Origin of the sequence: Lentzea sp. JNUCC 0626 (assembly GCF_043632865.1) — a bacterium.
Classification (GTDB): domain Bacteria; phylum Actinomycetota; class Actinomycetes; order Mycobacteriales; family Pseudonocardiaceae; genus Lentzea.
In genome coordinates, this window is the sequence record NZ_CP171635.1 from 6460294 (window position 1) to 6487122 (window position 26829).

The 26829-nt window shown below is 68.7% G+C and carries 25 protein-coding genes and 1 riboswitch; of the genes, 11 read left to right on the plus strand and 14 right to left on the minus strand.

The annotated features are described in order from the left end of the window. The first annotated feature begins 301 nt into the window (after positions 1-301). The 5 genes from JNUCC0626_RS29310 (at position 302) to JNUCC0626_RS29330 (ending at position 3454) form a co-directional block, all read left to right on the plus strand. On the plus strand, positions 302-904 hold the full coding sequence (locus JNUCC0626_RS29310) for a 50S ribosomal protein L25/general stress protein Ctc (RefSeq protein WP_394613966.1): 603 nt from the start codon (positions 302-304) through the stop codon (positions 902-904). A gap of 62 nt (positions 905-966) precedes the next feature. After that, positions 967-1473 carry a DivIVA domain-containing protein gene (locus JNUCC0626_RS29315; protein ID WP_394613967.1) on the plus strand — a complete coding sequence of 169 codons (507 nt, stop codon included), beginning with the start codon at positions 967-969 and terminating at the stop codon, positions 1471-1473. After that, the gene (pth, locus tag JNUCC0626_RS29320; RefSeq protein ID WP_394613968.1) at positions 1463-2026 is read left to right on the plus strand and encodes an aminoacyl-tRNA hydrolase; all 564 of its coding nucleotides are present in this window, start codon (positions 1463-1465) and stop codon (positions 2024-2026) included. Before JNUCC0626_RS29315 ends, pth begins: the two co-directional genes overlap by 11 nt. 36 nt (positions 2027-2062) lie before the next feature. Beyond that, positions 2063-2377, plus strand: a complete 315-nt coding sequence (locus JNUCC0626_RS29325) for a hypothetical protein (RefSeq protein WP_394613970.1) — start codon at positions 2063-2065, stop codon at positions 2375-2377. A 99-nt stretch (positions 2378-2476) separates the two neighbouring features. Continuing rightward, the gene (locus tag JNUCC0626_RS29330) at positions 2477-3454 is read left to right on the plus strand and encodes a hypothetical protein (protein WP_394613971.1); all 978 of its coding nucleotides are present in this window, start codon (positions 2477-2479) and stop codon (positions 3452-3454) included. A gap of 47 nt (positions 3455-3501) precedes the next feature. On the opposite strand, the gene JNUCC0626_RS29335 is transcribed toward JNUCC0626_RS29330, so the two are convergent. Further along, the gene (locus JNUCC0626_RS29335; RefSeq protein ID WP_394613972.1) at positions 3502-5115 is read right to left on the minus strand and encodes a fatty acyl-AMP ligase; all 1614 of its coding nucleotides are present in this window, start codon (positions 5113-5115) and stop codon (positions 3502-3504) included. A gap of 100 nt (positions 5116-5215) precedes the next feature. Here JNUCC0626_RS29335 and JNUCC0626_RS29340 point away from each other — a divergent pair, with 100 nt between their 5' ends. Then, positions 5216-6556 carry a DivIVA domain-containing protein gene (locus JNUCC0626_RS29340; protein ID WP_394613973.1) on the plus strand — a complete coding sequence of 447 codons (1341 nt, stop codon included), beginning with the start codon at positions 5216-5218 and terminating at the stop codon, positions 6554-6556. A gap of 48 nt (positions 6557-6604) precedes the next feature. Here JNUCC0626_RS29340 and JNUCC0626_RS29345 read toward each other — a convergent pair whose 3' ends face one another. The 9 genes from JNUCC0626_RS29345 to metG all read right to left on the minus strand — a co-directional run bounded on the left by JNUCC0626_RS29345 (position 6605) and on the right by metG (position 18134). After that, positions 6605-8377, minus strand: a complete 1773-nt coding sequence (locus tag JNUCC0626_RS29345; RefSeq protein WP_394613974.1) for an ABC-F family ATP-binding cassette domain-containing protein — start codon at positions 8375-8377, stop codon at positions 6605-6607. A gap of 117 nt (positions 8378-8494) precedes the next feature. Continuing rightward, a complete protein-coding gene (locus JNUCC0626_RS29350) occupies positions 8495-9457 on the minus strand; it encodes a 4-(cytidine 5'-diphospho)-2-C-methyl-D-erythritol kinase (RefSeq protein WP_394613975.1) in 963 nt (320 codons plus the stop codon). A gap of 57 nt (positions 9458-9514) precedes the next feature. After that, positions 9515-10315, minus strand: a complete 801-nt coding sequence (locus tag JNUCC0626_RS29355; protein WP_394613976.1) for a MetQ/NlpA family ABC transporter substrate-binding protein — start codon at positions 10313-10315, stop codon at positions 9515-9517. 28 nt (positions 10316-10343) lie between these two features. Continuing rightward, positions 10344-11000 carry a methionine ABC transporter permease gene (locus JNUCC0626_RS29360; protein ID WP_394613977.1) on the minus strand — a complete coding sequence of 219 codons (657 nt, stop codon included), beginning with the start codon at positions 10998-11000 and terminating at the stop codon, positions 10344-10346. 23 nt (positions 11001-11023) lie between these two features. Next, positions 11024-12022 carry a methionine ABC transporter ATP-binding protein gene (locus JNUCC0626_RS29365; protein WP_285643704.1) on the minus strand — a complete coding sequence of 333 codons (999 nt, stop codon included), beginning with the start codon at positions 12020-12022 and terminating at the stop codon, positions 11024-11026. 217 nt (positions 12023-12239) lie between these two features. Then, positions 12240-12333: riboswitch (SAM riboswitch) on the minus strand. Positions 12334-12421: 88 nt separating this feature from the next. Continuing rightward, the gene (gene rsmA, locus JNUCC0626_RS29370; protein ID WP_394622126.1) at positions 12422-13243 is read right to left on the minus strand and encodes a 16S rRNA (adenine(1518)-N(6)/adenine(1519)-N(6))-dimethyltransferase RsmA; all 822 of its coding nucleotides are present in this window, start codon (positions 13241-13243) and stop codon (positions 12422-12424) included. A gap of 562 nt (positions 13244-13805) precedes the next feature. Next, complete coding sequence (locus JNUCC0626_RS29375) at positions 13806-15215, minus strand: transglycosylase family protein (RefSeq protein WP_394613979.1); 1410 nt, start codon at positions 15213-15215, stop codon at positions 13806-13808. 304 nt (positions 15216-15519) lie between these two features. Beyond that, positions 15520-16314: a TatD family hydrolase gene (locus JNUCC0626_RS29380; RefSeq protein WP_394613980.1), complete on the minus strand. Its 795-nt coding sequence runs from the start codon at positions 16312-16314 to the stop codon at positions 15520-15522. A gap of 26 nt (positions 16315-16340) precedes the next feature. Next, the gene (gene metG, locus JNUCC0626_RS29385; protein ID WP_394613981.1) at positions 16341-18134 is read right to left on the minus strand and encodes a methionine--tRNA ligase; all 1794 of its coding nucleotides are present in this window, start codon (positions 18132-18134) and stop codon (positions 16341-16343) included. 54 nt (positions 18135-18188) lie between these two features. Here metG and JNUCC0626_RS29390 point away from each other — a divergent pair, with 54 nt between their 5' ends. From JNUCC0626_RS29390 to JNUCC0626_RS29400, 3 genes are read left to right on the plus strand one after another with little or no spacing between them, the layout of a single operon-like run. Beyond that, positions 18189-18740, plus strand: coding sequence for a PadR family transcriptional regulator (locus tag JNUCC0626_RS29390; protein ID WP_394613982.1), 552 nt, complete (start codon positions 18189-18191; stop codon positions 18738-18740). A 58-nt stretch (positions 18741-18798) separates the two neighbouring features. Continuing rightward, positions 18799-19731: an ATP-binding cassette domain-containing protein gene (locus tag JNUCC0626_RS29395; RefSeq protein WP_394613983.1), complete on the plus strand. Its 933-nt coding sequence runs from the start codon at positions 18799-18801 to the stop codon at positions 19729-19731. Continuing rightward, complete coding sequence (locus tag JNUCC0626_RS29400; RefSeq protein ID WP_394613984.1) at positions 19721-20434, plus strand: ABC transporter permease; 714 nt, start codon at positions 19721-19723, stop codon at positions 20432-20434. Before JNUCC0626_RS29395 ends, JNUCC0626_RS29400 begins: the two co-directional genes overlap by 11 nt. Here JNUCC0626_RS29400 and rsmI read toward each other — a convergent pair. Further along, a complete protein-coding gene (gene rsmI, locus JNUCC0626_RS29405; protein ID WP_394613985.1) occupies positions 20426-21271 on the minus strand; it encodes a 16S rRNA (cytidine(1402)-2'-O)-methyltransferase in 846 nt (281 codons plus the stop codon). The genes JNUCC0626_RS29400 and rsmI overlap by 9 nt on opposite strands. Before the next feature lie 24 nt (positions 21272-21295). Here rsmI and JNUCC0626_RS29410 point away from each other — a divergent pair, with 24 nt between their 5' ends. Beyond that, a complete protein-coding gene (locus tag JNUCC0626_RS29410; RefSeq protein WP_394613986.1) occupies positions 21296-22834 on the plus strand; it encodes a dolichyl-phosphate-mannose--protein mannosyltransferase in 1539 nt (512 codons plus the stop codon). On the opposite strand, the gene JNUCC0626_RS29415 is transcribed toward JNUCC0626_RS29410, so the two are convergent. Together JNUCC0626_RS29415 and JNUCC0626_RS29420 are read right to left on the minus strand one after the other, a co-directional pair. Continuing rightward, the gene (locus JNUCC0626_RS29415) at positions 22821-23474 is read right to left on the minus strand and encodes a hypothetical protein (RefSeq protein WP_394613987.1); all 654 of its coding nucleotides are present in this window, start codon (positions 23472-23474) and stop codon (positions 22821-22823) included. The genes JNUCC0626_RS29410 and JNUCC0626_RS29415 overlap by 14 nt on opposite strands. Next, complete coding sequence (locus tag JNUCC0626_RS29420; RefSeq protein WP_394613988.1) at positions 23464-23985, minus strand: RNA polymerase sigma factor; 522 nt, start codon at positions 23983-23985, stop codon at positions 23464-23466. The genes JNUCC0626_RS29415 and JNUCC0626_RS29420 overlap by 11 nt, the downstream gene beginning before the upstream one ends. Positions 23986-24064: 79 nt before the next feature. On the opposite strand from JNUCC0626_RS29420, the gene JNUCC0626_RS29425 reads away from it, so the two are divergent. Continuing rightward, positions 24065-24649: a hypothetical protein gene (locus JNUCC0626_RS29425; RefSeq protein ID WP_394613989.1), complete on the plus strand. Its 585-nt coding sequence runs from the start codon at positions 24065-24067 to the stop codon at positions 24647-24649. 197 nt (positions 24650-24846) lie between these two features. Here the strand turns inward: JNUCC0626_RS29425 and JNUCC0626_RS29430 are convergent, their stop codons facing one another. Next, the gene (locus JNUCC0626_RS29430) at positions 24847-26814 is read right to left on the minus strand and encodes a serine/threonine-protein kinase (protein WP_394613990.1); all 1968 of its coding nucleotides are present in this window, start codon (positions 26812-26814) and stop codon (positions 24847-24849) included. Positions 26815-26829: the final 15 nt, after the last annotated feature.

A 26829-nucleotide genomic window follows, 5' to 3' on the forward strand; every position in this document is an offset into this window, starting at 1 on the left:
ACCACAGCAACCCGGCCCCCGCACGCCACCCGAAAACCCGCAGGCAGCGGAGTTCACCCGCCTGGGACCACCCCCGATTAGGCCCCCGCCCCACCCTCACCTACACTGGTCGGGTTGCCTCGGCGAGGGCGAGCTTCACAGCTCGGCGTGATCGACGCGGTGGCTTGATGCCGCGCGTGTTGACCCCTGTTCCGCGCTGCTCGCCGCCGCAGGCCACCACCCAGAGCTGAACACCGCTGAACCACTGAACCTTGTGCACCGCCCCGACGTGCAAGGCCAGACTTGTAAGGAGTACCCCACCGTGTCCGAGGTTCGTCTCGCCGCTGAAGAGCGCACCGAATTCGGCAAGGGCGCAGCCCGCCGCACCCGTCGCGCCGGCAAGATCCCCGCGGTCCTCTACGGCCACGGTTCCGACCCCAAGCACCTGGCCCTGCCGGCGCTGGAGTTCGCCCGTGTGGTCCGCGAGCACGGTCAGAACGCCGTCCTCACCCTCGCCCTCGACGGCGCGGCTGAGCTGGCGCTCACGAAGACCGTCACCACGCACCCGATCAAGAACTACATCGAGCACGTCGACCTGCTGCTCGTGAAGCGCGGCGAGAAGGTCACCGTCGAGGTGCCGCTGGCCATCTCGGGCGAGCCCGCTTCGGGCACGCTGCTGACGCAGGACCTCAGCACCGTCCAGATCGAGGCCGACGCGCTCAACATCCCCGAGCAGATCGAGCTGTCGATCGCGGGCGTCGCCGCCGGCACCCAGATCCACGCCGGCGACCTGACCCTCCCGGAGGGTGCTGTCCTGATCACCGACGCCGAGGCTCTCGTCGTCGCCGTGAACGAGGCGCCGTCCGCGGCGCAGCTCGAGGGTGACGACGCGGCCGCGCCGGCCGAGGCCACCGAGGAAGACTGAGCCCCATCACGTCGGGCCGAAACGACGGCGCGTCGCCTCCTCACGAGGGGGGCGGCGCGCCGTTGCAGTACCTGAGCCCGGCAGACGTCCGGTCGAAGACCTTCCGCCGCAAGCGCCAGGGCTACGACCCGGACCAGGTCAACGAGTTCCTCCAGATCGTCGCCGACGCGCTCGCCGGCAGGCTGCGGCTGAACCCGGACCACGTGCGCACCGTCCGGTTCGCCGCGGTCCCCAACGGCTACGACCCGCTCAGCGTCGACGGCGTGCTGCACCTGCTGGAGTTCCAGCTCCGCAACGGCATCGTGCCGCCCACGGGCCTCAACTCCGGCGACGACCTGCACGCGCGCAAACTCGGCAAGACAGGCACCGGCTACGATCGCGCCGAGGTCGACGCCTTCATCATCCGTGCCGCGGCCAACCTGGACGGCCGGGGCTCCATGACCTCCACCGAGGTCCGCAACACCCGGTTCAGCACCACGTCCGGCCTGCTGGGCAAGGGGTACCAGGTGCAGGCCGTGGACACGTTGCTGGACGATCTCGAGCAGGAGTTGCGGTTCCGTGGACGCTGACCTCGCCCTCATCGTCGGGCTGGGCAACCCAGGCCCCAAGTACGAGGGCAACCGCCACAACATCGGCTTCCTCGTCCTCGACGAACTGGCCGGGCGCGTGGGCGGCAAGTTCAAGGCCCACAAGTCGGGCGCCGAGATCGTCGAGGGCCGTCTGTCCGGCCACCGCGTCGTGCTCGCCAAGCCCCGCAGCTTCATGAACCTCTCCGGCGGCCCCGTCGCGAGCGCCGTGAAGTTCTTCAAGCCCACCACGATCGTCGTGATCCACGACGAGCTGGACCTCCCGTTCGCCCAGCTGCGGATGAAGCTCGGCGGCGGCGACAACGGCCACAACGGACTCCGCTCCATCACGAAGTCCCTGGGCACCAAGGACTACCACCGGCTGCGCTTCGGCGTGGACCGCCCGTCCGGCCGCCAGGACCCCGCCGACTACGTCCTGAAGGACTTCTCGACGGTCGAACGCAAGCAGCTCGCGCTGGAGATCGACCGGGCGGCGGACGCGGCCGAGGCGCTCGTGACCAAGGGCCTGGAAGCCGCGCAAAACAGCTTCCACTGATCGGCACAATGGACGGCATGAGCAACCGAAAGGGCCATGCCGCGTAGGCACCCCGGCATGCTGCTGGACAGCTTCTCGCCACGACTCAGGTCGGACGTCCAGCGGCTGGAGGCGAGCCGCAACTACCTCGGCCCGTTCGCCGTGGAGATCGCACTCCGCGCCTGGACCGATTTCGTGCACAGGCCGAACCGCAGGATCTGGGACTTCGACGTCGAGGGTTGCGGAGAGCGGTGGTGCTGCACGGATCCCCGGGAAGCCCGCGAGATCCTCGGCGCCGTCGCCTGCGCGCTTCCCCGCAAGAGCGCCAGGGAACTGCGCAGGCGGCTCCAGGAACTCGATGACCTCTACTAGCCGCGCCGCGCCGGCCGGGACCCCTCCCCGCGCGCCACTCCTAAGCTCCCGCGACCCGTGCGAATCCGGCACGGCCGAAGGACGGGGCGAGGTGTGCCTGTGGGGTGGAGATGGCGTCGAGGTGTTCGGTCGCAGGAGTACCTGGCGGACGCCGTGGCCGACCTCGCACGGCGGTGCCGGGAAGCGGACGCGCTCGCCAGGGAGCGACACAGGCTCCTGCGCGCCAGACCCGTCGACACAGGCCGGACCGCAACCGCGAGCAAGAGCACGACTGGCAGTCCGGCCACGGCAGCGAGCAAGAGCGCGCGCCACGACACCGCGGCGTTCCACTTGCCGGACACGATCCAGCCGGTGCCCGGTCTGGTCGAGGAAGTCGCTCGGCTGAGCGAGGCAGGCAGGCCGAGGCAGGCGCTGGACGTGGTCATGCGGGTCCTGCGCGACGACCCGCGGTCTGCCGACGCCCACCGGTGCGCCCTGATGCTCTGCTCGGCCCGCAAAGCCCGGTCGAACGCGGCGGACCCCATCACCGAGGAGCAGCTCCGCGATCCGTTGCTCGACCCGGTCCGCACGGTCTGCACGTCCTGCGGGACCACGTGGTTCTCCGCGCACGAACTCGTCCGCGACGGGTCCTCGCTCACCGTCGTCAACCCGGTCGGGCTGCAGTGCCAGACGTGCCGGTACACGGTGTGCCGCACCTGCCTCACCCCCGATCTCCGCTGCCCGGGGCTGGACTGCGCGGGAGAGCTGGGAACGCCGGTGCTCGCCACCGGCCTACCGGCCGCACCGCGGTTCGCCGCGATCGAGCAGGTGGTCGTGGTGATCGAACAGGGTGAGCCCGAACCGAAGGAACTGTTCGACGTCTTCAGTGCGAACAACCCCGATGTCGATCTCCTGAACGTGCGGATCCACGCGGTGACCGCGTTCCCCGGCGTGGACGACACGTTCGGCTACTTCGTCGTGATGCGGCTGGAACGGGAAGGACGGGTCCGTCCCGGCGCTCTCCAGCGCACCGCCCTCGCCGTCCTGCGCCATCCCGCCTTCGGGGTCGTGCGGTTCTACCTGGTGGAGGCCGGGTGAACATCGGCGCGGACTCCCCCGGTGGGGGAGCCCGCGCCGACGGGTGCTCAGACGAGCTCGGCTGCCGCCGACCGCCGCAGCTTCCCGGACGGCGTCTTCGGCAACGTCCCCGGCGGCTGCACCACCACGGCGAACGGCCGCAACCCGACCGCGTCGACGACCCGGGCCGTCACCTGCTTCACGAGGTCCTTCTCGGCGTCGGCGTCCCCGGCGAGCTTCGACTCCAGCACGACGGCGAACCGTTCGCGCTGCGTGCCCGCGTCCAGCCGAACCGCGACGGCGTTACCGGCCCGCACGCCCTCCACCGAGCACGCGGCACGCTCCACATCGGTCGGATAGATGTTGCGGCCGCCCATGATGATGACGTCCTTGCGGCGCCCGCAGACGACGACCTGGCCGTCCTCCACCAGGTATCCGAGGTCCCCGGTGGACAGCCAGCCCTCAGCGTCCTGAGTGGCCAGAGGACCGTTCACGGTCAGGTACCCGGGAGTCACCGCCTCGCCGCGGATCTGCAACTCACCGACGTCCCGCACGCCCAGCACGTCGCCACCGTCGGACACCACGCGCAGCTCCAGACCGGGCAACGGCGGCCCCAGCAACGGGAACGCACGCCCACCCTCGGTGGGCACGGCGCGATGCTTGGCCTCCAACGAATCGGCGTCCACGACGTCCACCGACAGCCCGGTGAACAACGGCGCGAAAGCCACACCGAGAGTGGTCTCGGCCATGCCGTAGGCAGCCAGGATCGACTCGGGACGCAGCCCGAAACGTTCACCGGCCACCACGAAGGCCTCGACGGCGGCCGGGTCGATCGGCTCGGCGCCGTTCAGCGCCAACCGCATCGACGACAGGTCAAAACTGTCAGAAGAAGAGGCCAGACGACGAGCCACGATGGCGTAGGCGAAGTTCGGAGCAGCGGTGATCGTCCCGCGGTACCGGGTGATCAGATCGGCCCACAGGGTAGGCCGCGACAGGAAGTCGACAGGGGTGACCTTCACCAGTTCCAGGCCGAAGAGCATCGGCACGGTCAGGAAGCCGACCATCCCCATGTCGTGGAACAACGGCAGCCAGGAAATCATCACGTCGGACTCGGGGTCGAGCGCCGCCGCGATCTCCATACCTCGCGCGTTCGCCATCAGATTGCGGTGCGTGATTCGCACCGCCTTGGGATCGGCGGTGGAGCCACTCGTCAACTGCAGCAGTGCCGTGGCATCCTCGTCGGTGGGAACAGGAGCAGCGATCGGTTCCGCGTCGAGTTCGGAGAGCAGTCGGTAGGGCACTCCGTGCTGGTCCAGAACGGCAGCCAGGGCGTCGAAAGGGCTGCCGAGCAGGACCAGACGCGAATCGATCATGGCGAGCACCCGCAACGTGTCCTCGGCCCACTCGGCCAGGTCGGTGCGTGGTGTGGGTTGATGCAACATCGTGACGCTGCCACCACACAGCCATGCGGCCTGCACGGCTGGGGCGATCACGGCTGGTTCGGCGGCGAGCACGGCGATCGCGGTGCCCGGCGCCACGTCGAGCGCACCGGCCATCCGCCGGGCGCGTTCGTGCACCTCGGCCCAGGTCCGGCGGACGGGCGCGGCGGGTTCACCCGTCGTCATGCCCCTGTCCCGGCCGTTGGCAGCCGTCGCCAGCATCACATCCACGAACTGACTCATGTTCGCGATCGTAGTGGCGCCGTTTGGTCCATCAGGGCGAAACGTTATGCCACGCGAAACGCGATACTCCCCAGTACAGGTACGCAGGAGGAGGTCATTGGTGGATCGGGGCGGTCCCGGAGCGCAGCATCGTCTACCCGCGCATCCGGCTCCTCTGCTCTCCGCGCAGGACGTGGCACTGGTCGCGTTCCACCGGCCCCCCAGCGGGCAGCGCGGCTACGACGCGGCTGAAGTGGACGCGTTCCTCGACCGGGTCGAGGGCACCATGAAGAGCAAGGACATCCTCACGCGCGAAGACGTCCTCAGCGTGAAGTTCAGCACGGCGACCCGCGACCCGGGCTACGACGTGAACGAGGTCAACGTCTTCATGGAACTCGTGGCGGACACGCTGCGGTCCACTCCGCAACGCCAGCAGGCCGCGGCGCCTGCCAAGGGCGCGCACGCCACGTCGCAGGCGATGAGACCGGCGGTCCGGTTATCGCCGGACGACGTCGCCGCCGTGCGCTTCCACAAGCCCAGACCGGGGACCCGCGGCTACCACGAGGGACAGATCGACGCGTTCCTCGACCGCATCGAGCAGACCCTGCGCGGCAGGGACAACCTGACCGCCCAGCAGGTGCAGGACGCCGTGTTCGGCGAGACCGCGCCCGGCACGTTCGGCTACGACGAGGAAGACGTCGACACGTTCCTCGACCTCGTGGTGCTGATGTTCGAGGTCGCCCCGCCCCCGCGCGACGCAGGCCCGCCCACCACGGTGCTCCCTCCGCTGCCCCTGCAGCAACAGCGGCCGCAGCAACGCTCCGCGCGGCCGGAGGAACGCACCCAGCAGCCGCAGCAGCGTCCTAGGCCTTCTCAGGCCCCGCAACGCCCGCCCGCGCAGCGGCCGGCCGCCCCGCAGGAGGTCGAAGCGGCGAAGTTCACCGCCGCCGACATCCGCAACATCGCGTTCCACCGTCCTCCGCGTGGCCGCCGCGGCTACCAGGAGTCCCAGGTGGACGCGTTCCTCGACCGCATCGAGGCGACGCTGCTCGGCCAGGACAACCTGACCGCGAAGGACATCCGCGACATCCGGTTCTCCCGTCCGCTCATCGGACGACGGGGCTACGACGAGACCGAGGTCGACGCGTTCCTCACCGCGATCGAGCAGCAGCTCTCCGGGCCGATGCGCAGCAGCATGCCGCAGGTGAAGTCGTGGAAGGACCTGCGCCAGCTGCGGATCCCGCAGGCGGCGTCGGGCCAGCGCGGGTACCGCACCGCGCAGGTCGACCGGATGCTGGAGGAGATCGGCGTCGCGCTCGACGGCATGCTCGGGGCGTCGTCCGAAGAGGTCATGAAGGCGCGCTTCAGCTACGCGCTGCTCTCCGGGCAGGGGTACGACACGGCGTTCATCGACGAGCTGTTGCCGCAACTCGCCGACGAACTGCGCCGCAAGGGACGCTAGCCGGACAGGACGGGCAAGCCGCGCAGGACGAGGCTGGCCGGACAGGATCTAGCCCTCGACGACCTCGGCCGCGACCATCCAGGCGGTCTCCACTTCGGACTCCTCCGCCAGCACGGCGCGGAGTTCGGCGTCGAGCTTCAGCAACCGGCCGGAGTCGGTCGCGGCCTCGGCGAGTGCCGCGTGCAGCTCGGCTTCCTTCTTGTGCAGCACCTCGAGGCGGCGTTCCAGCCGGGCCAGCTCCTTGCGGGCGGCCCGCTGGTCGGCGGCGTTCGACGGTGCCTTCTCGGCGGCGGGCGCGGCGGACGCGGATTCCCTGTCCCGCACCGAGTCGCGGCGCTTCAGGTACTCCTCGATGCCGCCGGGCAGCTCGGTCAGGCCGCCGTCGCCGAACAACGCGACGACCTTGTCGCACACGCGCTCGACCAGGTACCGGTCGTGGGAGATCACGACGAGCGTGCCGGCCCACGAGTCCAGCAGGTCTTCCAGCTGCTGCAACGTGTCGATGTCGAGGTCGTTGGTCGGCTCGTCGAGCAGCAGCACGTTCGGCTCGGCCATCAGCAACCGGCAGAGCTGCAACCGGCGCCGCTCGCCACCGGACAGGTCCGAGACGGGCGTCCACTGCTTCTGCGACGAGAACCCGAAGCGCTCGCCCAGCTGGGAGGCCGACATCTCGTACTTGCCGAGCACGACGCGCCGCGCGACCTCCTCGATCGCCTCCAGCACGCGCATCGACCCGTTGAGGTCGAGCAGCTCCTGCGAGAGGTGCGCGATCTTGACCGTCGAGCCCTGGATCCGCTTGCCCGTCTCGGGTTCCCGCTCGCCCGCCAGCAGCTTGAGCAGCGTCGTCTTGCCGGAACCGTTGACGCCGACGAGACCGATCCGCTCGCCGGGACCGATCCGCCAGGTCAGGTCGCGCACCAGCACGCGGTCCGGAATGGACAGTGTGGCGTCCTCGACCTCGATCACCGTGCGGCCCAGGCGCTTCTTGGCGAACGCGAGCAGCTCGACGTTGTCGCGCAACGGAGGCACGTCCGCGATCAACGCCTCGGCGGCCTCGATCCGGTAGCGGGGCTTCGAGGTCCGCGCGGGGGCGCCGCGGCGCAGCCAGGCGAGTTCCTTGCGCGCCAGGTTCTGCCGCTTCTCCTCGAGCGTGTCCGCGAGCCGCTGCCGCTCGGCGCGCGCGAAGATCCAGTCGGCGTAACCGCCCTCGTACTGCTCGACCTTGCCGTTCACGACCTCCCACGTGCGGTTGCAGACCGTGTCGAGGAACCACCGGTCGTGGGTGACGACGACGAGCGCGCACTTGCGGGCCAGCAGGTGTTCCGCGAGCCACCGCACGCCCTCGACGTCGAGGTGGTTGGTCGGCTCGTCGAGCACGAGGAGTTCGAGGTCCTGGATCAGCGCGGCGGCCAGCACGACGCGGCGCCGTTCACCACCGGACATCCTGCTGACCACCGAGTCGAGACCCAGCGCGGTGATCCCCAGACCATCCAAAATGGACCGGACGCGGGCGTCGGAGGCCCACTCGTGCTCGGCGTCGAACCCGAGCGGGTCGATCACCGCGTTGCGCACGGTCGAGCCCTCGGGCAGCTCGGTCCGCTGCGTCACGACGGCCATCCGCAGGTCGCGCGACCGGGACACCCGGCCGTCGTCCGCGGGCTCCACCCCGGCCAGGACCTCGAGCAGCGTCGTCTTGCCGCCGCCGTTCAGGCCGACGACGCCGATGCGGTCGCCCTCGTTGACGCCGAGCGACACGCGGTCGAGCAGCGGCCGGACGCCGAACGACTTCGCCACGGACTCCAGGTTGACCAGGTTGGCCATCAAAACCTCACGACTTCGGAAGAAACTGCCCGACGAAGGCTACCCACCGGGGCCAAAGGCCCTGATGGCCAGCCTTGGCCCGGAAGCGTGCCCGCGGCGCGCGATGGTCTGGACGGACTAGGCGTGAACCTCGGGCGGGGTGGGCTTCGGCTCTTCCGTCGTGATCACGCGCGCACCCGGCACCGGCCCGTGCGCCACCCGGACCGTGCGGCACACACCGGCACCGGCGAGTTCGGCGGCCACCTTCACGGCGGCGTCACCGTCCTCGCACAGGAACGCCGTCGTGGGGCCGGAACCGGACACGATGCCGGCCAGCGCGCCCGCGTCGACGCCCGCGCGGAGCGTGCGGCGCAGGTTCGGCCGCAGCGACACGGCGGCGGCCTGGAGGTCGTTGCCGAGCAGCAACGCGAGCTGGCGCGGATCACCGGAGGACAGGCCTTCCAGCACGGCCTCGACCTCGCCGACGCGGGGCGGATCTCCCTCGCCGCGCAGGCGGTCCAGCTCGTCGAAGACGTCCGGAGTGGACAGTCCGCGACGGTCGAACGCGAGCACCCAGTGGAACTGGTGACGGGCGAGCACAGGCACGATCCGCTCGCCGCGGCCGGTGCCGAGCGCCGTGCCGCCGTAGAGGGCGAACGGGACGTCGGCGCCGAGCTTGCCGGCCAGTTCGGCCAGCTCGTCACGGCTGATGTCGAGGCGCCACAAGGACGACAGGCCGACGAGCGTCGCCGCCGCGTCCGCGCTGCCGCCCGCCATGCCGCCCGCGACGGGGATGGCCTTGCGGATGACGACGCGGACCTTGGGGTCGTCCGCGTCCTTGCCTACGTGTGCGGCCAGCAGTTGCACGGCGCGCCAGGCGAGGTTGGAGGCTCCGGTGGGCACCTGGTCGGCGCCCTCGCCGTGCACCTCGACGCCTGGCTCGTCGGCGACCGCGACCGTGACCTCGTCCACCAGCGACAGCGCCTGGAAGATCGTCACCAGGTCGTGGTAACCGTCCGGGCGCACGTCACCCACGGCCAGGTGCAGGTTGACCTTGGCCGGGACGCGAACTGTGACCGGGGGAGGAACGACTGCGAGCACGATGTCAGCCTACGGGCGTTCTGGCCCGCTGGACTCCTCCCCCGGTACCTGCCGATCTCAAACCGGGATGACCGAACCGTCGAAGGTCTGCTTGATGTAGTCCTTGACCTGCTGCGACCCGAGCAGCTCGGCGAGATCCTTGATCCGCTTGTCGTCCTTGAGCTCGGTGCGGGTGACCAGGCCGTTCGCGTTCGGGTTGCCCTCGGCCTTCTCCAGCGCGAGCGAGTCGGTGGCGGGCTTGAGGCCGGCGTCGATGGCGTAGTTGCCGTTGATGACGGACGCGTCGGTGTCGTCCAGCGAACGCGGCAGCTGAGCGGCCTCCAGGGGCACGAACTGGAGGTTCTTGGGGTTCTCGGCGATGTCGCGCACCGTCGGCTGGTCGGCCTGCTTGAGCTTGATCAGGCCGTTGGCCTCCAGCAGCTTGAGGCCGCGCGCCTCGTTGGTGGCGTCGTTGGCGACGGCGACCTTGGCCCCGTTCTGGAGTTCGTCGAGCTTCTTGACCTTCTTGGAGTACAGGCCCAGCGGCTCGACGTGGACGGGCTGGACCCACTCCACCTTGGCGCCGCTCTCCTTGGTGAACGTCGCCAGGTACGGGACGGTCTGGAAGTAGTTGGCGTCGAGCGAGCCGTCGACCAGCGCCGTGTTCGGCTGCACGTAGTCGGTGAACTCGACGACCTCGATCTTCAGACCCTTCTGCGCGGCGAGGTTGTCGGCCACGTACTTGAGGATCTGGGCGTGCGGGACCGGGGAGACGCCGACCTTGAGGGTGTCGGCGGCGCTGGAGGTGCCGGACGAGCAGGCGGACAAAGCGCTGATACCGGTCAAAACGGCGGCAATCAGGGCAGCACGAATACGCATGACGTTCCTTTTGAGAATTTGCTGACGGTCAGACTGAGGCGTGCCGGCGCCGGTCGGACGCACGGGCGGCACGGGTGAAACCGAACTGGATCACGGTGGTCAGCACGGCGAGCCACGCCACGGTGCTCCACAGGATCCGGTCGTTGAAGCGCTGGTAGCCCTCGCGGATCGCCAGGTCGCCGAGGCCGCCGCCACCGATCACGCCGGCCATCGCCGAGTACCCGACGAGGGCGATCACGGTGACGCCGATGGCGTTGATCAGGGCGGGCATCGACTCGCGGATGAGCACGCTCTTCACGATCTTGAGGGTGCTCGCTCCGGTCGTGATCGCGGCTTCCACCACGGTCACGTGCACCTCGGACAGGATGTTCTGCACGAGCCTGCCGACGAATGGGATCGCTCCCACGGCCAGCGGCACGATGACCGCCGTGCTGCCGATCGAACCACCCACGATGAGGCGGGTGACCGACGTGAGCGCCACGAGCAGCACGATGAACGGCATCGAGCGGCCCAGGTCGGTGACGAAGCTGAGAACCCTGTGCACCGCGGCGTTCGGCTTCAGCCCACCCTTGGCGGTGAGCTGAAGCCAAACACCTACGGGAACGCCGAGCAGTGTTGCGATGACCGTGGAGACGCCGACCATGTACAGCGTTTCTCCGGTGGCCTCGACGAGATACGCGATCACGTCGGACCAGGGTGTTGCAGACCTCACGCAGCTACTCCCTGTGGCCCCTTCAGGGACCTCTGCACAGCGCCGCCTGCCTCGCCGATCCACTCCAGCGCCGAGTCGGAGCGCTCACCGTTCAGCCCGAGCCGGAACCGCGCGACGGGCGTCTCGCCGAGGCGCGTCAGGCCACCGCCGACGATGTTGAGCTCGACCCCGAACCGGTGCGCGGCCTCGGGCAGCAACGCGCCGACCGCGGCGAACCCGACGAGCACGACGTCCGCGACGCGGTCGTAGGCGCTCTCGTTGATCGGGTTGAGGTCGACGGCGGGCAGCAGGGCGCTGCTCGTGCGGCTGATCGGGTTGTTGACCAGGTCGAGCACCTTGCCGTGTTCGACGACCTTGCCCTGCTCCAGCACGGCGACGTCGTCGCAGATCTTCCGAACCACGCCCATGTCGTGCGTGACGACGAGCACGGTCACACCGAGCTCAGCGCGCGCACGGTCGAGCACGGTCAGCACGGAGCCGGTCGTCTCGGGGTCGAGGGCGGACGTGGGCTCGTCGGCGAGCAGGACGGACGGGTTGGCGGCGAGGGCGCGCGCCACGGCGATGCGCTGACGCTGCCCGCCGGACAGCTGGTCGGGGTAGGCGGCGGCCTTGTCGGTGAGCCCGACGAGGTCCAGCAGCTCGCCGACGCGGGTGCGGCGCTGCGGTCCGGGGACGCCCGCGGACTCGAGGGGCAGGGCGATGTTGCCGGCCGCCGTGCGCTGACGAAGGAGCGAATCCCCTTGCGGCACAACGCCGATCTGCCTGCGCGCGGCGCGGAGAGCACTTCCGTCGAGGCTGGTGATGTCGGTGCCGTCGACGCGGATCGCCCCGGAGTCGGGACGCTCGAGCAGCGCGACGCAGCGAGCGAGCGTCGACTTGCCGGCGCCGCTCGGGCCGACGACACCGAGCACGGTGCCGGCCTCGACGTCGAGGGTCACGCCGTTGAGGGCGGAGACGCCCTGGAAGGTCTTGGTGAGGTTTTCGACAGTGATCACTTCTGCTCCACGGCTGCGCGCGACGGCACACCGTCCTGTGTGGACGTGCGCGGTCGAGGTGTGCTGCTCAGGGGGTGCGCCACTCGTTCACTGAGTGCGCGTCAAAGGACTTTGAGAAGGCGCCTTAGACGAGGTGGCGACGACATGCAGAAGCGGTGCGACGGCACTGGTCGACAACTCGACGGCGCGTCAGCATTCGCACGGTACCCATGGTGCTCCTCCATCGGTCCTGGCGTTAGCACCTGCCCGCATCCAGCGGGTGGTTGCTGCGACGTCGTAGAGCCAGGTCTCTCAGTCGCTCCGGATGGCAAGTAGCAGTCAACCGGACGGACGTTCGGTTGCGCAAGCCAAAACCGGATTCGTTCGACAGATCACACTGTTGGCCGAAGGATCCCCGGCCTAGACCTCAGCGATCCGGATGAAGTCGATCACGCTCAACTGCTCGCCCCGCAGCTGAGGGTCGACCCCGGCCTTCGCGAAGACCTCGTCGACGTTCGGCGACCAGGATTTCAGCGCCGCACGCAGCGTCTTGCGCCGCTGGGCGAACGCGGCGTCGACGAGCGTGAAGAGCTTCTTCCGGTCCACTGTGGAGAGTGGATTCTCGTGGCGCTGGAAGTAAACCAGGCCGGAGTCGACGTTCGGGGCGGGCCAGAAGACGTTCTTGCCGATGCTGCCGGCCTTCTTGGCGTCGGCGTACCAGGCGAGCTTCACGCTGGGGACGCCGTAGATCTTGCTGCCGGGCTTCGCGGCCATGCGGTCGGCGACTTCCGCCTGGACCATGACCAGACCCTTTTGGAGGGACGGGAGTTCGGCCAGGAGGTGCAGCACCACGGGGACCGCGACGTTGTACGGGAGGTTGGCGACGATCGCGGTGGGTGGCGCGGGCAGGTCTTCTTGGGTGACTTTCAGGGCGTCCTTCAGGACGACGTTCAGCTTGTCCGCGTTGTCCGGGTCCAGTTCCTGGACTGTTTGCGGGAGTCGCTCGGCCAGGGGTGGGTCGATTTCGACCGCTATGACCTTGGCCGCGTTGGGGAGGAGGGCGAGGGTCAGGGAGCCCAGGCCTGGGCCTACCTCCAGGACCACGTCGTCTTTGGTGAGGTCTGCCGCCGCGACGATCTTGCGGACCGTGTTGGGGTCGTGCACGAAGTTCTGGCCCAGTTTTTTGGTTGGGCGGATGTTCAGTTCCGCGGCTAGGCGGCGGACTTCGGCAGGTCCCAGCAGGCTCACTTGGGCATTCTCGCAGGTTGGGGTGCAGGGCCTATGACGGGCGTGGTTGGGTCATCGCCGCTGGCGCGTCGATAGGGATTGGGGCTTGACTTCGGAGCCCTTGCGAGGCGCTGGTCGGACCGGAAAGGCCGGGCTGAAAAGCGCCCGGCCGAGCCACTAGTGGTAGCACCTCGCACCCAAAGTCAAGCCCCAATCCCACGCGTACGTGGTTGGGTTTGTGCTGGCACGTCACCGATACCGCTTATCCAGCGCAGAGAAGAGGGACGGCTCGCCTTCGGCTTTGCGTAGCTCGGGCGCGCGTTGTCTTGAGCCAAGAGCTAAGGACGCCTCGCCTTCGGCATTGCCGTTGTGCCTTGGGTGGGCTCGGCTGCGCCATCGCGGTGCTTGCGCTCTGTCGGCCTCGCCATCCGCCACGTCTGCCACCCGCCACCCCTGCTGCGGCCTCCACCCGTCTCTGCCCCCTCCCGGAGCGGTCCCTCCCCTCCCGGGCACGACGAAGGCCGCCCAGGCGTACCTGGGCGGCCTTTGTCAGGGGACCGAGAGGGGTGGTGCGGGTTTACGGCAGGCCGAGCTTCGCGCGGCAGCCCGGCCACGCGCCGTACGTGCCGCCCGCGCGGTCGCGCAGCTTCGTCGCGATGGCGATCTGCTGTTCGCGCGTTGCCTGGTGCGGGAGCTGGGCGTAGGCGGTGCCGCCGTGGGCCGCCCAGGTGCTGGCCGAGAACTGGAGGCCGCCGTAGTAGCCGTTGCCCGTGTTGATGGCCCAGTTGCCGCCCGCCTCGCACTTGGCGAGCTTGTCCCAGACGTCGCTGTCGGGGAGGGGCTTGGTGCCCACGGTGATCTTCTTGGGCTTCGGTTCCTTGGTGACCTTGGAGCTCAGCTTTTCCTTGCTGACCTCCTTGCCGTTCTTGATGGTCACCTTGTACTGCGAGATCTGCTCGCCGGGGGTGCCGGGGTCGGTGACCGTCTGCTCGCCCGCGTTCATGTTCGGGTCGTTGGTCTTCTCGACCGGCGGGGCGACCGGCTCGGTCACGTTGATGACCGTGACGCCCGTGCGGGAGATGTAGACCTCGGCGCCGCTGGCCAGCTTCACGTCCATGCCGGACGTGATCGAGTCCTCGGCGCCCAGGGTGATGTTCTCGCCCTTGAGGAGTTCCTCGACGGAGAGCGCGGTGGTCTGGATCTCGCGGACCGGGTTTGCGCCGTCGAAGAGCTTGATGTTCTTGCGGGTCTTGACTTCGAGGTTCATGCCCTCGAGGGGGATGTCGTGGGTGCCCTGGGCGGACATCCACGCGCCTTCGAGGTTCACGCCGAGCTGCTTGGCGGCTTCCTCGACGGTGACGGAGCGGACCCAGTCCTCGCGGGCCTGGCCGTCGACGCTCATCTTCAGGAGGCGGCCGCGGTCGAGGCTGATCTTGCCGCCGTCGGAGATCGGGGCGTTCAGCGACGGGGACAGGGCGTCGTGCTCACCGACGACGATGCCTTCCTCCGCCAGGACGTCGCCGACCGTGCCCTCGTAGGAGTGGACGGTCTGCATCGCGCCGTCGATCTCGACGGTCAGCGACTTGTCCATCGCCATGGCGGTCACGCCGCCGCCGGAGATCGAGACGAGGATCGCGGCGACCGTGCCCTTGAGGAAGCGGCGCTTCCAGTTGGTGACGGTCTTGACGAGGAGCTGCGGGTCCTGCTTCTCCTCTTCCTCCGACGGGAGGACGAGGGGCGGCATGATCGTCGTCTCGGCGTTGATGAGACGGATCAGCTCGTCGACGTCGACGTTCGCGGTGGCGAGCAGGTCGTCCGCGTCCGGACCGAGCACCTCGAGCACGTCCGCGGGCGTGATGGTCAACGCGCCGGGCGGGAAGCTCGGGTGTGGGTCAGCGACGCTCACCGACGTCTGGCCGACGGGCGTGAACCAGTCGGTGTCGTCGTTGAAGTCGTAAGGCGCGGCAGTTCTGTCGCTACCGGACATCAGGGTCGATACCTCCATTGCGGAAGCTTTGAGGCCACCGCACAGTTGGCGTTGACAAGATCATTCGAGTTGGAGCTCGAAGGTTCCCGGCAACTCCTCCTACGTGGTCTCGCTTCTTCGCGCTTCTGGCTTCGGTCCCGCCCCGACTGCGGGCGTGCTCCGAACCGACAACATCGGCTCTGGTGGCACGGTCACGGGACAGTAACGGGGCAACCGACGTTGCGCAAACACCCCCACCAATGTTGTGACGTCAGTCACCCTGTGGGGGTAGGAACCGCCTACTCCGTTCGCTGTAAGTCGCATTTCAGTGCCCGAGTCCGAACACTCGTTGAGCAGTACGGGTGACGGCGGTGCAGAGTTCAGACAGATCTTCGCCACGGAGCGTAGCGAGGTCCCGAATTGTGTAATTCACACAATAGGGTTCGTTTGGGCGGCCGCGGAACGGATGGGGCGTCAGGAACGGCGCATCCGTCTCGACGAGAAGCTGATCTTGCGGTACGAGCGCCGCCGCTTCCCGCAGCGCACGGGCGTTCTTGAACGTCACCGGGCCCGCGAACGACAGCACGTACCCCGCGTCGACGCACCGCCGGGCGAAGTCCGCGTCGCCGGAGAAGCAGTGGAACACCACAGTGGACGGTGCTCCCTCGGCGTCGAGGATCTTGAGGATGTCCTCGTGCGCGTCCCGGTCGTGGATCATCAACGGCTTCCCGACGCGCTTGGAAAGGTCGATGTGCCAACGGAAAGCCTCGTGCTGGGCGGCCGGCGGCGAGTAGTCCCAGTAGTAGTCGAGACCCGTCTCGCCGATCGCCACGACGCGATCCAGCACCGCGAGGCGCTCCAGCTCGGCCTTCTCGACCTCACCGAAGGTGGAGGTCCGCGTCGGGTGCACGGCGACCGCCGCGTAGACCCTCGGGTCCCAAGTGGACGCTTCGGCGGCCCACGTGGCAGCGGCCAGGTCGTCCGCCACGGTGATCACGTGCGAGACGCCGGCGGCGTTGGCCCGATCGAGCAGAACGGCCACACCGGCGGCATCAACAGCACCACACGCGTCGAGATGCGTGTGAGCGTCGATCACCGGTGCCGGAAGAGCTTCCGGCACCGGCGGTCGTTCGCGCTTGTCCGCCACTAGTCGGTGACGATCGGAGCCCACTCGGGCCCGGTCTCGCCCAGCTTCGCGTCGAGCTTGCCGAACAACGGCGACGGCTTCTCGAGCGGCCGGCCGACCTCCAGCGGCGTCGACTCCCAGCGAGCCTGCTCACCGGCGTAGTCACCGGTCAGCACCGGGTAGGAGCGCTCAGGGATGTCGAGGTCGGTGACCTCGTTCATCTGCGGCTGTGCGGCCCACACGCCCGTGCCGCCCAACGCCTCGTGCACCTTCTGCGCCGAGTGCGGCAGGAACGGCGTCATCAGCGTGTTCGCGTCCTGCACGACCTGCAGCGCCGTGTGCAGCACCGAGTCGCGGCGCTCCGGGTCGTCCTTGAGCTTCCACGGCTCCTGGTCCGACAGGTACTTGTTCGCCGCCGAGATGACGCGCATGGCCTCGCCCGTGGCCTGCTTGAACCGCGAGCGACGCAGGTGCGCCCCGACCGTGTCGAACGCCGCGCGGGACTGCGCGAGCAGCTCGTGGTCCGCGGGCGTCAAGCCCACGGCCTTCGGGATCGCGCCCACGTTCTTGTGCGCCATCGAGATCGAGCGGTTGACCAGGTTGCCCCACTCGTTCGCCAGCTCGAAGTTCGTCCGCCGGACGAACTCCTCCCAGGTGAAGTCCGTGTCCTGGTTCTCCGGACCCGCGACGGAGATGAAGTACCGCAGCGCGTCCGGACCGAACTCCTTGAGGAAGTCGCCGACGTAGATCACGGTGCCGCGCGACGTCGAGAACTTCGAGCCGGACATCGTCAGGTACTCCGACGACACGACCTCGGTCGGCAGGTTCAGCGTGCCGAACCGGCCGGGCTCGCCGCCCTTGTCGCCCGCGCCGTTCTGCCCGAGCAGCAGCGACGGCCAGATCAGCGAGTGGAAGACGATGTTGTCCTTGCCCATGAAGTAGTAGCCCTGGGCGTCACCCGTCCAGAACTCCTTCCAGGCGTCGGGGTTACCGGTGCGGCGCGCCCACTCGACGGACGCGCTCAAGTACCCGATCACCGCGTCGAACCACACGTAGAACCGCTTCATCGGCTGGTCGCTCCACCCGTCGAGCGGGATCGGAATGCCCCAGTCGAGGTCGCGGGTGATCGCGCGCGGCCGCAGGTCCTTGATCAGGTTCTGCGAGAACTTGAGCACGTTCGGGCGCCAGTCGGCGCGCGTGCCCATCCAGCCCGACAGCGAGTTGATGAACGCCGACAGGTCGAGGAACAGGTGCTCGGTCTCGACGAACTTCGGCGTCTCGCCGTTGATCCTCGATCGCGGGTTCTTCAGGTCGATCGGGTCGAGCTGGTTGCCGCAGTTGTCGCACTGGTCGCCGCGCGCGCCGTCGTACCCGCAGATCGGGCAGGTGCCCTCGATGAAGCGGTCGGGCAGCGTGCGGCCGGTCGACGGGCTGATGGCGCCCATCTCGACCTTGGGCACGACGTAGCCGTTCTTCCACAGCGCGAGGAAGAGGTCCTGCACCACCTGGTAGTGGTTGCCGGTGGTGGTGCGGGTGAAGAGGTCGTAGGAGAGGCCGAGGCCCTGCAGGTCAGACGCGATGACGCGGTTGTACTTGTCGGCGAGCTCGCGGGCCGTCAGGCCCTCCTTCTCGGCCTGCACCTGGATGGGTGTGCCGTGCTCGTCCGTGCCGCTGACCATGAGCACCCGGTGTCCGGACATTCGCATGTAGCGGGAGAAGACGTCGGACGGGACACCGAAACCGGAGACGTGACCGATGTGCCTGGGGCCGTTGGCATAAGGCCAGGCCACCGCGGTCAGTACGGAGGCACTCATGGACATAGCCTACGGAGGCGGTGCCAGGCGGTTTTCACCGAGTGGGAGGTCTGATTGTCCGCGACCAGAATGCTGGTGCTCGGGATCGTCAAGCTGGTCGGCGAGGCCCACGGCTACGTGGTGCGCCGCGAGCTCAAGTCGTGGTCCGCGGACACCTGGGCGAACGTGCAGCCGGGGTCGATCTACCACGCGCTGAAGTCGCTGGCCAAGGACGGACTGCTGGAGCCGGTGGGCGTCGAGTCCGGCGAGGGCCCCGCCCGCACGACGTACAAGATCACGGCCGCCGGTGAGCGCGAGCTGGACGACCGCATCGGGCACGCGCTGGCGAACCCTACGGCGGGCAACGACGAGGTCTCCGCGGCTGTCGCCATGCTCAACCTCGTTCCCCGCAAGCAGGCCGTCGTGCTGCTGAAGAACCGGCTGGCGGGACTCGAGGGCCAGCTCACCCCCACCCGGCACGGCATCGACTCGATGCCGGAGATGGGCAAGCCCGCGCACGTCAGCGAGCTCTTTCGACTGTGGCTCGTCCATCTCGAAGGTCAGGTCCGGTGGACTCGGGAGTTGATCGAACGCCTAGAGGCCGGCGAGTACGAACTTAAGGACTAGTCAAACTTGATTAGCCGGAGCTAGCCTCTAGTCAAACTTGACTAGAGGGGGTTTCGTCATGATCGAGGCACGCGGTCTCGCGCGCCGGTTCACGACCAAGACCGGTCCGGTGGACGCGGTGCGGGGTGTGGACATCGACGTCGAGGAAGGCGAGCTCGTCGGGTTCCTCGGCCCGAACGGCGCCGGCAAGTCCACGACGTTGCGCATGCTCACGACGCTGCTGCAACCGACGGCGGGCACGGCGACGATCGCCGGGCACGACCTGTTGAAGGACCCGGCGGGCGTGCGCCGCAACATCGGCTACGTCGGCCAGAAGGGCGGCGGTGGCCTCGACCAGCGGGTCGGCGACGAGCTGGAGTTCCAGGCCCGCTTCTACGGCATGTCGAAGCACGACGCCCGCCGGAAGGTCGCCGACCTGCTCGAACGGTTCGACCTGACCGGGCTGGAGAAGCGCGGCGTCGTCACGTTGTCGGGCGGCCAGCAGCGCCGGCTCGACATCGCGATGGGCATGCTGCACGACCCGCGGCTGCTGTTCCTGGACGAACCGTCGACCGCGCTCGACCCGCAGAGCCGCCGCAACCTGTGGGACCACATCAAGCTGCTCCAGGCCGACGGCACCACGGTCTTCCTGACCACGCACTACCTCGACGAGGCCGACTTCCTGAGCGACCGGCTGCTGGTCATCGACCACGGCGCGATCGTCGGCGAGGGCTCGCCGGACGAGCTCAAGCACCGCGTCTCCGGCGACCTGGTCGAGCTGGGCACGGCCCAGGCTGCCGTCGTCGCCGCCAAGTTCGAGGACGCCGTGGTCGACGGCGAGAAGGTCAGCTTCCGGATCCCGAACGGCGACCGCGCGTTGCCGAGCCTGCTGCGCGACCTCGACAACATCGGCGTCGAACTGCAGTCCGTCCAGGTGCACCGGCCGACGCTCGACGACGTGTTCCTGACCATGACCGGCCGATCCCTGCGGGAGGGCAGCAATGCTGCGTGACACCTGGCTCGTGTTCTGCCGCGTGATGCTGCCTGTGCTGCGGAACCCCGTGGCGGTCGTGTTCGGCATCGCCCAGCCGTTGCTCTACCTGGGGCTCTTCGGGCCGTTGCTCGGCGACACCGGCTGGCAGTGGTTCGTGCCGGGCCTGCTGGTGCAGATGGCGTTGTTCGGCACGGCCTACGCGGGCTTCTCGCTGCTGCCGGAGGTCCGCACGGGCGTGATGGAACGGCTGCGGGTCACCCCGGTCAGCCGGGTCGCGCTGCTGGTCGGACGGGTCGGCAAGGACGTCGTGCTGCTGGTCGTGCAGAGCCTGCTGATCATGCTGGCCGCGATGCTGTTCGGGTTCCGGGCCTCGGTCGGGCAGATGTTGCTCGGGCTCGGGCTGGTGGCGTTGCTCGGCATCGCGATCGGCTCGGTGTCGTACGCCATCGCGTTGAAGGTGAAGCTGGAGTACGTCTTCGCGTCGGTGCTGTCGGCGTCCATCGTGCCGTTGATGCTGCTGAGCGGCGTGCTGCTGCCGATGTCGAACGGCCCGGAGTGGCTCTACTGGCTGTCGCGGATCAACCCGCTGGCGCACGTCGTCGACGCCGAACGCTCGATCTTCAACCCCGGCACGATGACGTACGGGCTGGTCTCGGTCGCGGTGCTCGTGCTGGTCGGCGTGTTCTACGGCGTGCGCACGTTCAACAAGGAGTCAGCTTGATTTGATCGCCGCGTCGTAGAGGGTCTTCTTGCTGATCCCTGCCGCCTCCGCGACCTCGGCGGCGGCCGACTTCATCCGCTCCCCGTCGGCGACGCGCTGCTTGACCTCGGCGACCAGCGTGTCGAGGTCCGGCGTGTCCTGCACCGGCGCGGGACCGAGCACCACGGTGATCTCGCCGCGTGCGCCTTCCACGGCCCATGCGGCGAGTTCTGCCAATGTCCCCCGCACGACCTCTTCGTACTTCTTCGTGAGTTCGCGGCACACGGCGACACGGCGGTCCGGCCCCAGCACCTCGACGGCGTCCTGAAGGGTGTCCGCGAGCCGATGGGGTGCCTCGAAGAAGACGACCGTCCGTTGCTCGGTGGCCAAAGGCGCGAACCAGCGCTTGCGTTCACCGGACTTGCGCGGCGGGAAGCCGTCGAACGCGAACCTGTCACTCGGCAGCCCGGACAACGCGAGCGCCGTCGTGACCGCGGACGGCCCCGGCAGGCACGTGACGGTGATGTCCTGCTCGACGCACGCGGCGACCAGCCGGTAACCCGGATCCGACACGGACGGCATTCCGGCGTCCGTCACGAGCAGCACGGTCTCGCCGTTGTGCAGCGCTTCGAGCAGCTGCGGGACGCGCCCGACCTCGTTCTGGTCGTAGAAGCTGAGCACCCGCCCGGACGGCTTGACCTGCAACGCGGCCGCGAGGCTGTGCGTTCTCCTGGTGTCCTCGGCGGCGATCACGTCGGCGGTCGCGAGCGCCTCGATCAGGCGCGCGGAAGCGTCGCGGATGTCGCCGAGAGGGGTGGCTGCCAGGACCAGACGGCCTGAACCGGATACAGGACTCACAAGCTTCACCCTACGATCGGCGGCGTGACAGTCCTCGTGCAGCCAGGAGTGGCGCCCGTCGTCGTCGAGGAGCCGCGCTCGGATCGTGCGGCCGCACTCGACCCGCCTCCTTACGGAGACCGGATGCGCGGGTGGCTCATGACGGCCGTCGTGACCCTCATCGGTGCCGTCGTGCGCTTCTGGAACGTCGGGTATCCGACGGACAAGGGCACGCCGATCTTCGACGAGAAGCACTACGTGCCGCAGACCGCGCAGGTGCTGCGCAACGGCGGCTACGAGGACAACCCCGGCTACGAGCTGATCGTCCACCCGCCGCTCGCCAAACAGCTGATGGCGATCGGCCAGGACCTCTTCGGCTACGACGGCCTCGGCTGGCGGTTCGCCTCGGCACTGGCCGGTGCGATCACGATCCTGCTGATCGTCCGGATCGCCCGCCGCCTGACCCGCTCGGACCTGCTGGGTGCGCTCGCGGGCGTGTTGCTCATCGCTGACGGCGTGTCGCACGTCCAGTCGCGGATGGGCATGCTCGACATCTTCCTGGCGTTGTTCGTCGTCGCCGCGTTCGGCTGTCTCGTCGTCGACCGCGAGCAAGTGCGCGAACGACTGGCCGTCGCCGTGCGCGAGGGGTTCATCAACAACTCGGCGTTCGGGCCGTGGCTGGGCTTCCGCTGGTGGCGTTTCGGCGCGGGCGTGATGCTCGGTGCCGCGTGCGGCATCAAGTGGTCGGGCATCTGGTACATCGCCGCGTTCGGCCTTCTGACGGTGCTGTGGAGCGCGCTGGCCCGCCGTGCGGCCGGTGTCGAGGAACCGTGGCTGGGCGCGCTGGTGAAGGACGTGCTGCCGTCGCTGGGCGGCCTGGTCGCGATCCCCGTGCTCGTCTACGTCGTGACGTGGTTCCCGTGGATGGCCAGCGAGACCGGCATCGACCGGCACGTGGTCGGCAGCAAGGTCCAGGACGTCTCGTACATCCCCGACGTGCTGCAGTCGCTCTGGTACAACGCCCAGAACGTCTACAAGTTCCACGTCGGCCTGGTCACCTCGGCGACCAACACGCACCCGTGGGAGTCGAAGCCGTGGACGTGGCCGATGGGCCTGCGTCCGATGCTCTACTACTACGACAACACCGTCACGGGCTGCGGTGCGGGGTCGTGCCTCGGCGCGATCATGCTCATCGGCACGCCCGCGATGTGGTGGCTCGCGTTCCCGGTGATCGGCTGGGCCCTGTACCGCACGATCGGCCGGATGGACTGGCGCTACGCCGCCGTCCTGGTCGGTTACGGCGCCGGCCTGCTGCCGTGGTTCCTGAACCTCGACCGGCAGATGTACTTCTTCTACGTCACGCCGATGGCGCCGTTCCTGGTGTTGCTGATCGTGCTGGCGCTGGGCGAGATCCTCGGCCGTTCGTCCGCCGGTTCGGAACGTCGTGGCACCGGGATGCTGGTCGTCGCTCTGTACGTGGGCATCGTGGTGGCGAACTTCGTGTGGCTGTGGCCGATCCTCAACGGCGTGCCGATCACACCCGAGCTGTGGCAACAACAACTGTGGTTGCCTAGCTGGCGCTGATCTCCAGCGCTCGTTCCTTGGTCAGGTCACCTTCGAGTCTGAGGGTGACCTGATCTTTTTGCCAGAGCAGGGTTTGGCCTGCCAGTTGTGGTTCCTCGGTGTGCCACTCGCCGTTGCGGTCGATGTAGAAGAACACGTGCGGGTACGGGATCCAGATCTTGTCGTTGATCTGCTCGACGCCGTCCTGGTGGATGAGCTTGCCGACGGTCGAGCTGATGGTGCCGTCGAACTGGTCGAGCCGCAGGTCTCCGTAGTGCAGGGTGACGAACCGTCCTTCGTGGACGGTCACCTTGTCCGGGGTGCCGAGCTTCTCCGGCAGGTGGATCTCGAACGGCATCTGCTTCCTGGCTTCTTGCAGCGAGACGTCCTGGCTCGGCAGCGGCGGCGCGATGCTCTGCGGCGCTTCCGTGCGGAACTCGACGCCGGCGAACTCCAGCAGTTGCTGGACGCCCGCTCGGACGGCCGGGGACACCGCGAACGCGATGGCGAACGCCGTTGCCGCGGCTATGAGTGCTTTGAGCCAGGTGCGGCGCTTCGGTGCGTTGATCTTGGCGAGGACCTGCGCGCTGACGTCCGGCGGTTCCGGCACGTGCAGGTGGCGGCCGAGGTCGCGCAGGGCTTCCGCCTGGTCATCGATCATGGGCCACCTCCTCCAGCATCGGGCGCAGCTTGTGCAGCGCTCTGGACAGCCGCGACTTCACGGTTCCCTTGGCCAGCCCCAGGGTCTGCGCGGTCTCGGCCTCGGTCAGGTCGAGCAGGTACCGGCACGTGACGACCTGCCGGTCGCTCTCGCTCAGGCTCTGCACGGCCTTCAGCAGCTTGGCCCGCGAGTCGTCCACCAGCGTGCCGGGGTCGTCGTGGTCGACGGTCTCCGTGATGGTCGCGAGCTTGAGCTCCATCAGGTTGCGCCGTCTCTTGCTGCGGTGCAGGTTCTTGGTCTCGTTGGTGACGATCTTGAGCAGCCACGGCCGGAAGTCCGCGTCGGCCTTGAACGTGTGCAGCTTCCGATAGGCCTTCACGAACGCCTCCTGCACCACGTCCCCGGCGTCCGCACCGGCCCCGAGCAGGTACGCCGTCCGGTGCGCGAGCGCGGTGTACCGGACGACCAGCTCGCCGTAGGCCGCCTGGTCGCCTGCGATCGCCCGTGCCACCGCTTCGTCCGTGATGCCCTCTCTACACCGGGAACCACTCCTTGGTTCCCGGTGTATTCGCGTCATGAGGATTCTCGCCTTGATATGCGCTTTCCTGCTGATCAGCGCACCCACCGCCGTCGCCGGCGGCTGGGCGGTCACCTACGTCGACCCCGTCCCGTCGATCCAGCCGTCCGTCACCCACACCGTCGGCTACTGGGTGCTGCAGCACGGCACGCACCCGCCGTCCGGCGAACTGGGCAAGACGGGCCTGCGCTTCCAGTCCGGCGCGGACTCGCGTTCGTTCGTGGGCGTCGCTTTGGGCGAACCCGCGCACTTCGCCGTCACCTTTTCCCTGCCGGCCGGCACCTATGAGGTGTTCGGGGTGCAGGGGTGGTTCCCGGAGCACCCGCTCGGGACGTTGACGGTGCCGGGCACTCTGCTCGTGAAACCCGTGGACCCGCAGATGGTGCAGGGCCTCGACGACGTGGGCTGGCCGTGGCAGGAGATCGCGCCACCGTTGAAGAAGCCCGTTGAGGTGTCACCTGCTCCGGCTGCTGCGGTGGTGCCGGACGCGCCTTCGGGAAAGCCCTTGCCGGTGTGGCTCGTCGGGCTGGTGGTGCTCGGGGCAGTAGGAGGGTTCTTCGTGCTGCGCAAGAGGTTGAGGCCGTCCGGCCGAAGGTGAGTGGTGAGGCGATCGGCGGAAACCGCCTCACCACTCTTCGCGTGGCATCCCGTGAGATGCCGAGGCTTCCGGGTGAACCACGACCTAGGTCGTTGAAGGCTGAACCACCGTTACGGACCGGTCCAACGTTCACCCGGTTCGCCTAAGCACCAACCGGAACCGGTACCGCGCTGAGCAATTCAGCGCGCACCGTTCGCCTACATCGGCATGTGCCTCGTCGGCGGCGGACCCGGCTTGGTGATCATCTTGGTCACCGGGCCCTCCTTGCTCATCCCCTGCTGGTCGAGGAACGAGGACAGCTGCCCCCGCACCTGCGCCAGCGACGGACGGCGCCCCGGTTCGGGGTCCATCGCCGCCAGCAACAACCGGGCGTGCGCGCTGTTCTGCGGCAGCTTGGTGATCGGTTCGCCCTGAGCCGCGGCCATCAGCGAGGAGATCGGGTTCTCGCGGGAGCCGCGCGGCGGGTGGCCCGTCAGCGCGTACGACACGGTGGCCGCCAGCTGCCACGAGTCCGACGCCGGGGACGCCGTTTCGCCTCGGGCCGTTTCGGGCGCGAGGAAGTCCGGCGTGCCGACCATCATGCCGGTGGCCGTGAGGGTGCTGTCGCCCTTGGAGCGGGCGATGCCGAAGTCGATCAGGTGCGCGGTGCCCTGGCCGTCGACGATCACGTTGGACGGCTTCACGTCGCGGTGCAGGACGCCCCGGTCGTGGGCCGCTGCCAGGGCGTCGGCCATGTTCAGCCAGAGGCGGGCGGCGAGCTTGTCGTCGATCAGGCCGTTCTTCAGGACCGTCTCGGACAGCGAGGCGCCCTCGATGTACTCCATGACCAGGGCGAGGCCGTCCGGGTCCTGGACGATGTCGAACACGCGCACGCAGTTCGGGTGGCGGACGGCGGCCAGCGCGCGTGCCTCGCGGAGCATGCGGGCCTCGGTCTCGTTGTCCGGGGCGTGCGCGAGCTTCACGGCGACGGTGCGGTCGAGCTGTTCGTCGACGGCGAGCCAGACCGTGCCGAAGCCGCCGGAGCCGAGCTGGCGGACGCGGCGGAACCGGCCGTTGCCCGGGTTCCAGACCTTGCCCGACTTCTGCACGGGTGCGGGTGACTCGGCGTTGGCCGCGCCCGGACCGAACGGCAGCGGGCCCGGCGTGTCCGCGAGCACCGCCGGGTTCGACGGCTGGGGCGGGCCGGGCTGCGGCATGACCTCGGCGACGCGGGTCGGCGGGTACTGGCGCGGCGGCTGGTTCTGAGGCGGCTGCTGCGGCTGCGTCACGGGCCGCATCGGCCGGTTCATCGGCGCCGGCTGGTACTTCGGCACCTGCGCCGGCTGGTACGGCGGCGGGTTCTGGCCGGGCGGCGGCTGGTGCTGCGCGGCCGTGATCGGCTTGGTCGGCGCCTTCTGCTTCGGCTGACCCTGCGGCAGCTGGTTGTTCTGGGGCTGCGGCGTGCGCGCCACCGGCTGCGGTGGCTGGTTCTGCGAGTTCCGGTCCTGAGACCGGTCGCGGCCGGGGCGGTTGAGCATGGCGGTAGTCAACCCGAAAATCCGCACGACGATTGACCCGATTACCGCAATTGGCAGAAACCCGAGCAGCACATGGCCCACCAGCGTCACGGGGAATGCCGACGTCGTCACCAGCAGTACCAGGAACATCGGCCAGAACACCCGGCGCGGCCAGTTCGGCCCGAGCCGGAACGCCGACCCCGACTGGAGCATGACGAACAGCAGGCAGAGCAGCGCGAGCACGATCGTGATGCCCGCGGCGACCAGGAAGACGACGGACTGGCCGGGCCGCTGGATCACGCCGATGATCGACGGAGCCCCGTCGACCAGGTAGTTGCCCTGCGAGAACGTCCCGAAGCAGGTGGCCTCGTCGAGCGAGTCGGCGCCGGTGATGCTGCGCCCCTGCAGCCCCTGGACGGTTCCGCGCATGATCAGCCACGGCAGCACCAGACAGCTGGCGACGCCGAGCACGGTGAAGATGGCACCGGTCACGGGCCCGTAGGAGTTGCCGACAACGCGGCGCACCGCGATGGACAGCAAGGCACCTATGGTCGGGAACAACCCGAGCACCGCACCGAGCGCCGTGGTGGTCCACACCCAGTCACCGGGGCAGACACTCGCACCCACGAAGCCGTGCAGCCACGTGAGCAAGGACTCAGCGAGCCCCACGACTCACACCACCCC

Bases quoted from the DNA above. Each gene is read 5' to 3' on its own strand.
- metG (WP_394613981.1), bottom strand. From the start codon at position 18,134: ATGAGTGCCTCCGTACTGACCGCGGTGGCCTGGCCTTATGCCAACGGC.
- JNUCC0626_RS29375 (WP_394613979.1), bottom strand. From the start codon at position 15,215: ATGTCCGGTAGCGACAGAACTGCCGCGCCTTACGACTTCAACGACGAC.
- JNUCC0626_RS29395 (WP_394613983.1), top strand. From the start codon at position 18,799: ATGATCGAGGCACGCGGTCTCGCGCGCCGGTTCACGACCAAGACCGGT.
- JNUCC0626_RS29345 (WP_394613974.1), bottom strand. From the start codon at position 8,377: ATGGCCAACCTGGTCAACCTGGAGTCCGTGGCGAAGTCGTTCGGCGTC.
- JNUCC0626_RS29325 (WP_394613970.1), top strand. From the start codon at position 2,063: ATGCCGCGTAGGCACCCCGGCATGCTGCTGGACAGCTTCTCGCCACGA.
- JNUCC0626_RS29400 (WP_394613984.1), top strand. From the start codon at position 19,721: ATGCTGCGTGACACCTGGCTCGTGTTCTGCCGCGTGATGCTGCCTGTG.
- JNUCC0626_RS29415 (WP_394613987.1), bottom strand. From the start codon at position 23,474: ATGATCGATGACCAGGCGGAAGCCCTGCGCGACCTCGGCCGCCACCTG.
- JNUCC0626_RS29355 (WP_394613976.1), bottom strand. From the start codon at position 10,315: ATGCGTATTCGTGCTGCCCTGATTGCCGCCGTTTTGACCGGTATCAGC.
- JNUCC0626_RS29335 (WP_394613972.1), bottom strand. From the start codon at position 5,115: ATGAGTCAGTTCGTGGATGTGATGCTGGCGACGGCTGCCAACGGCCGG.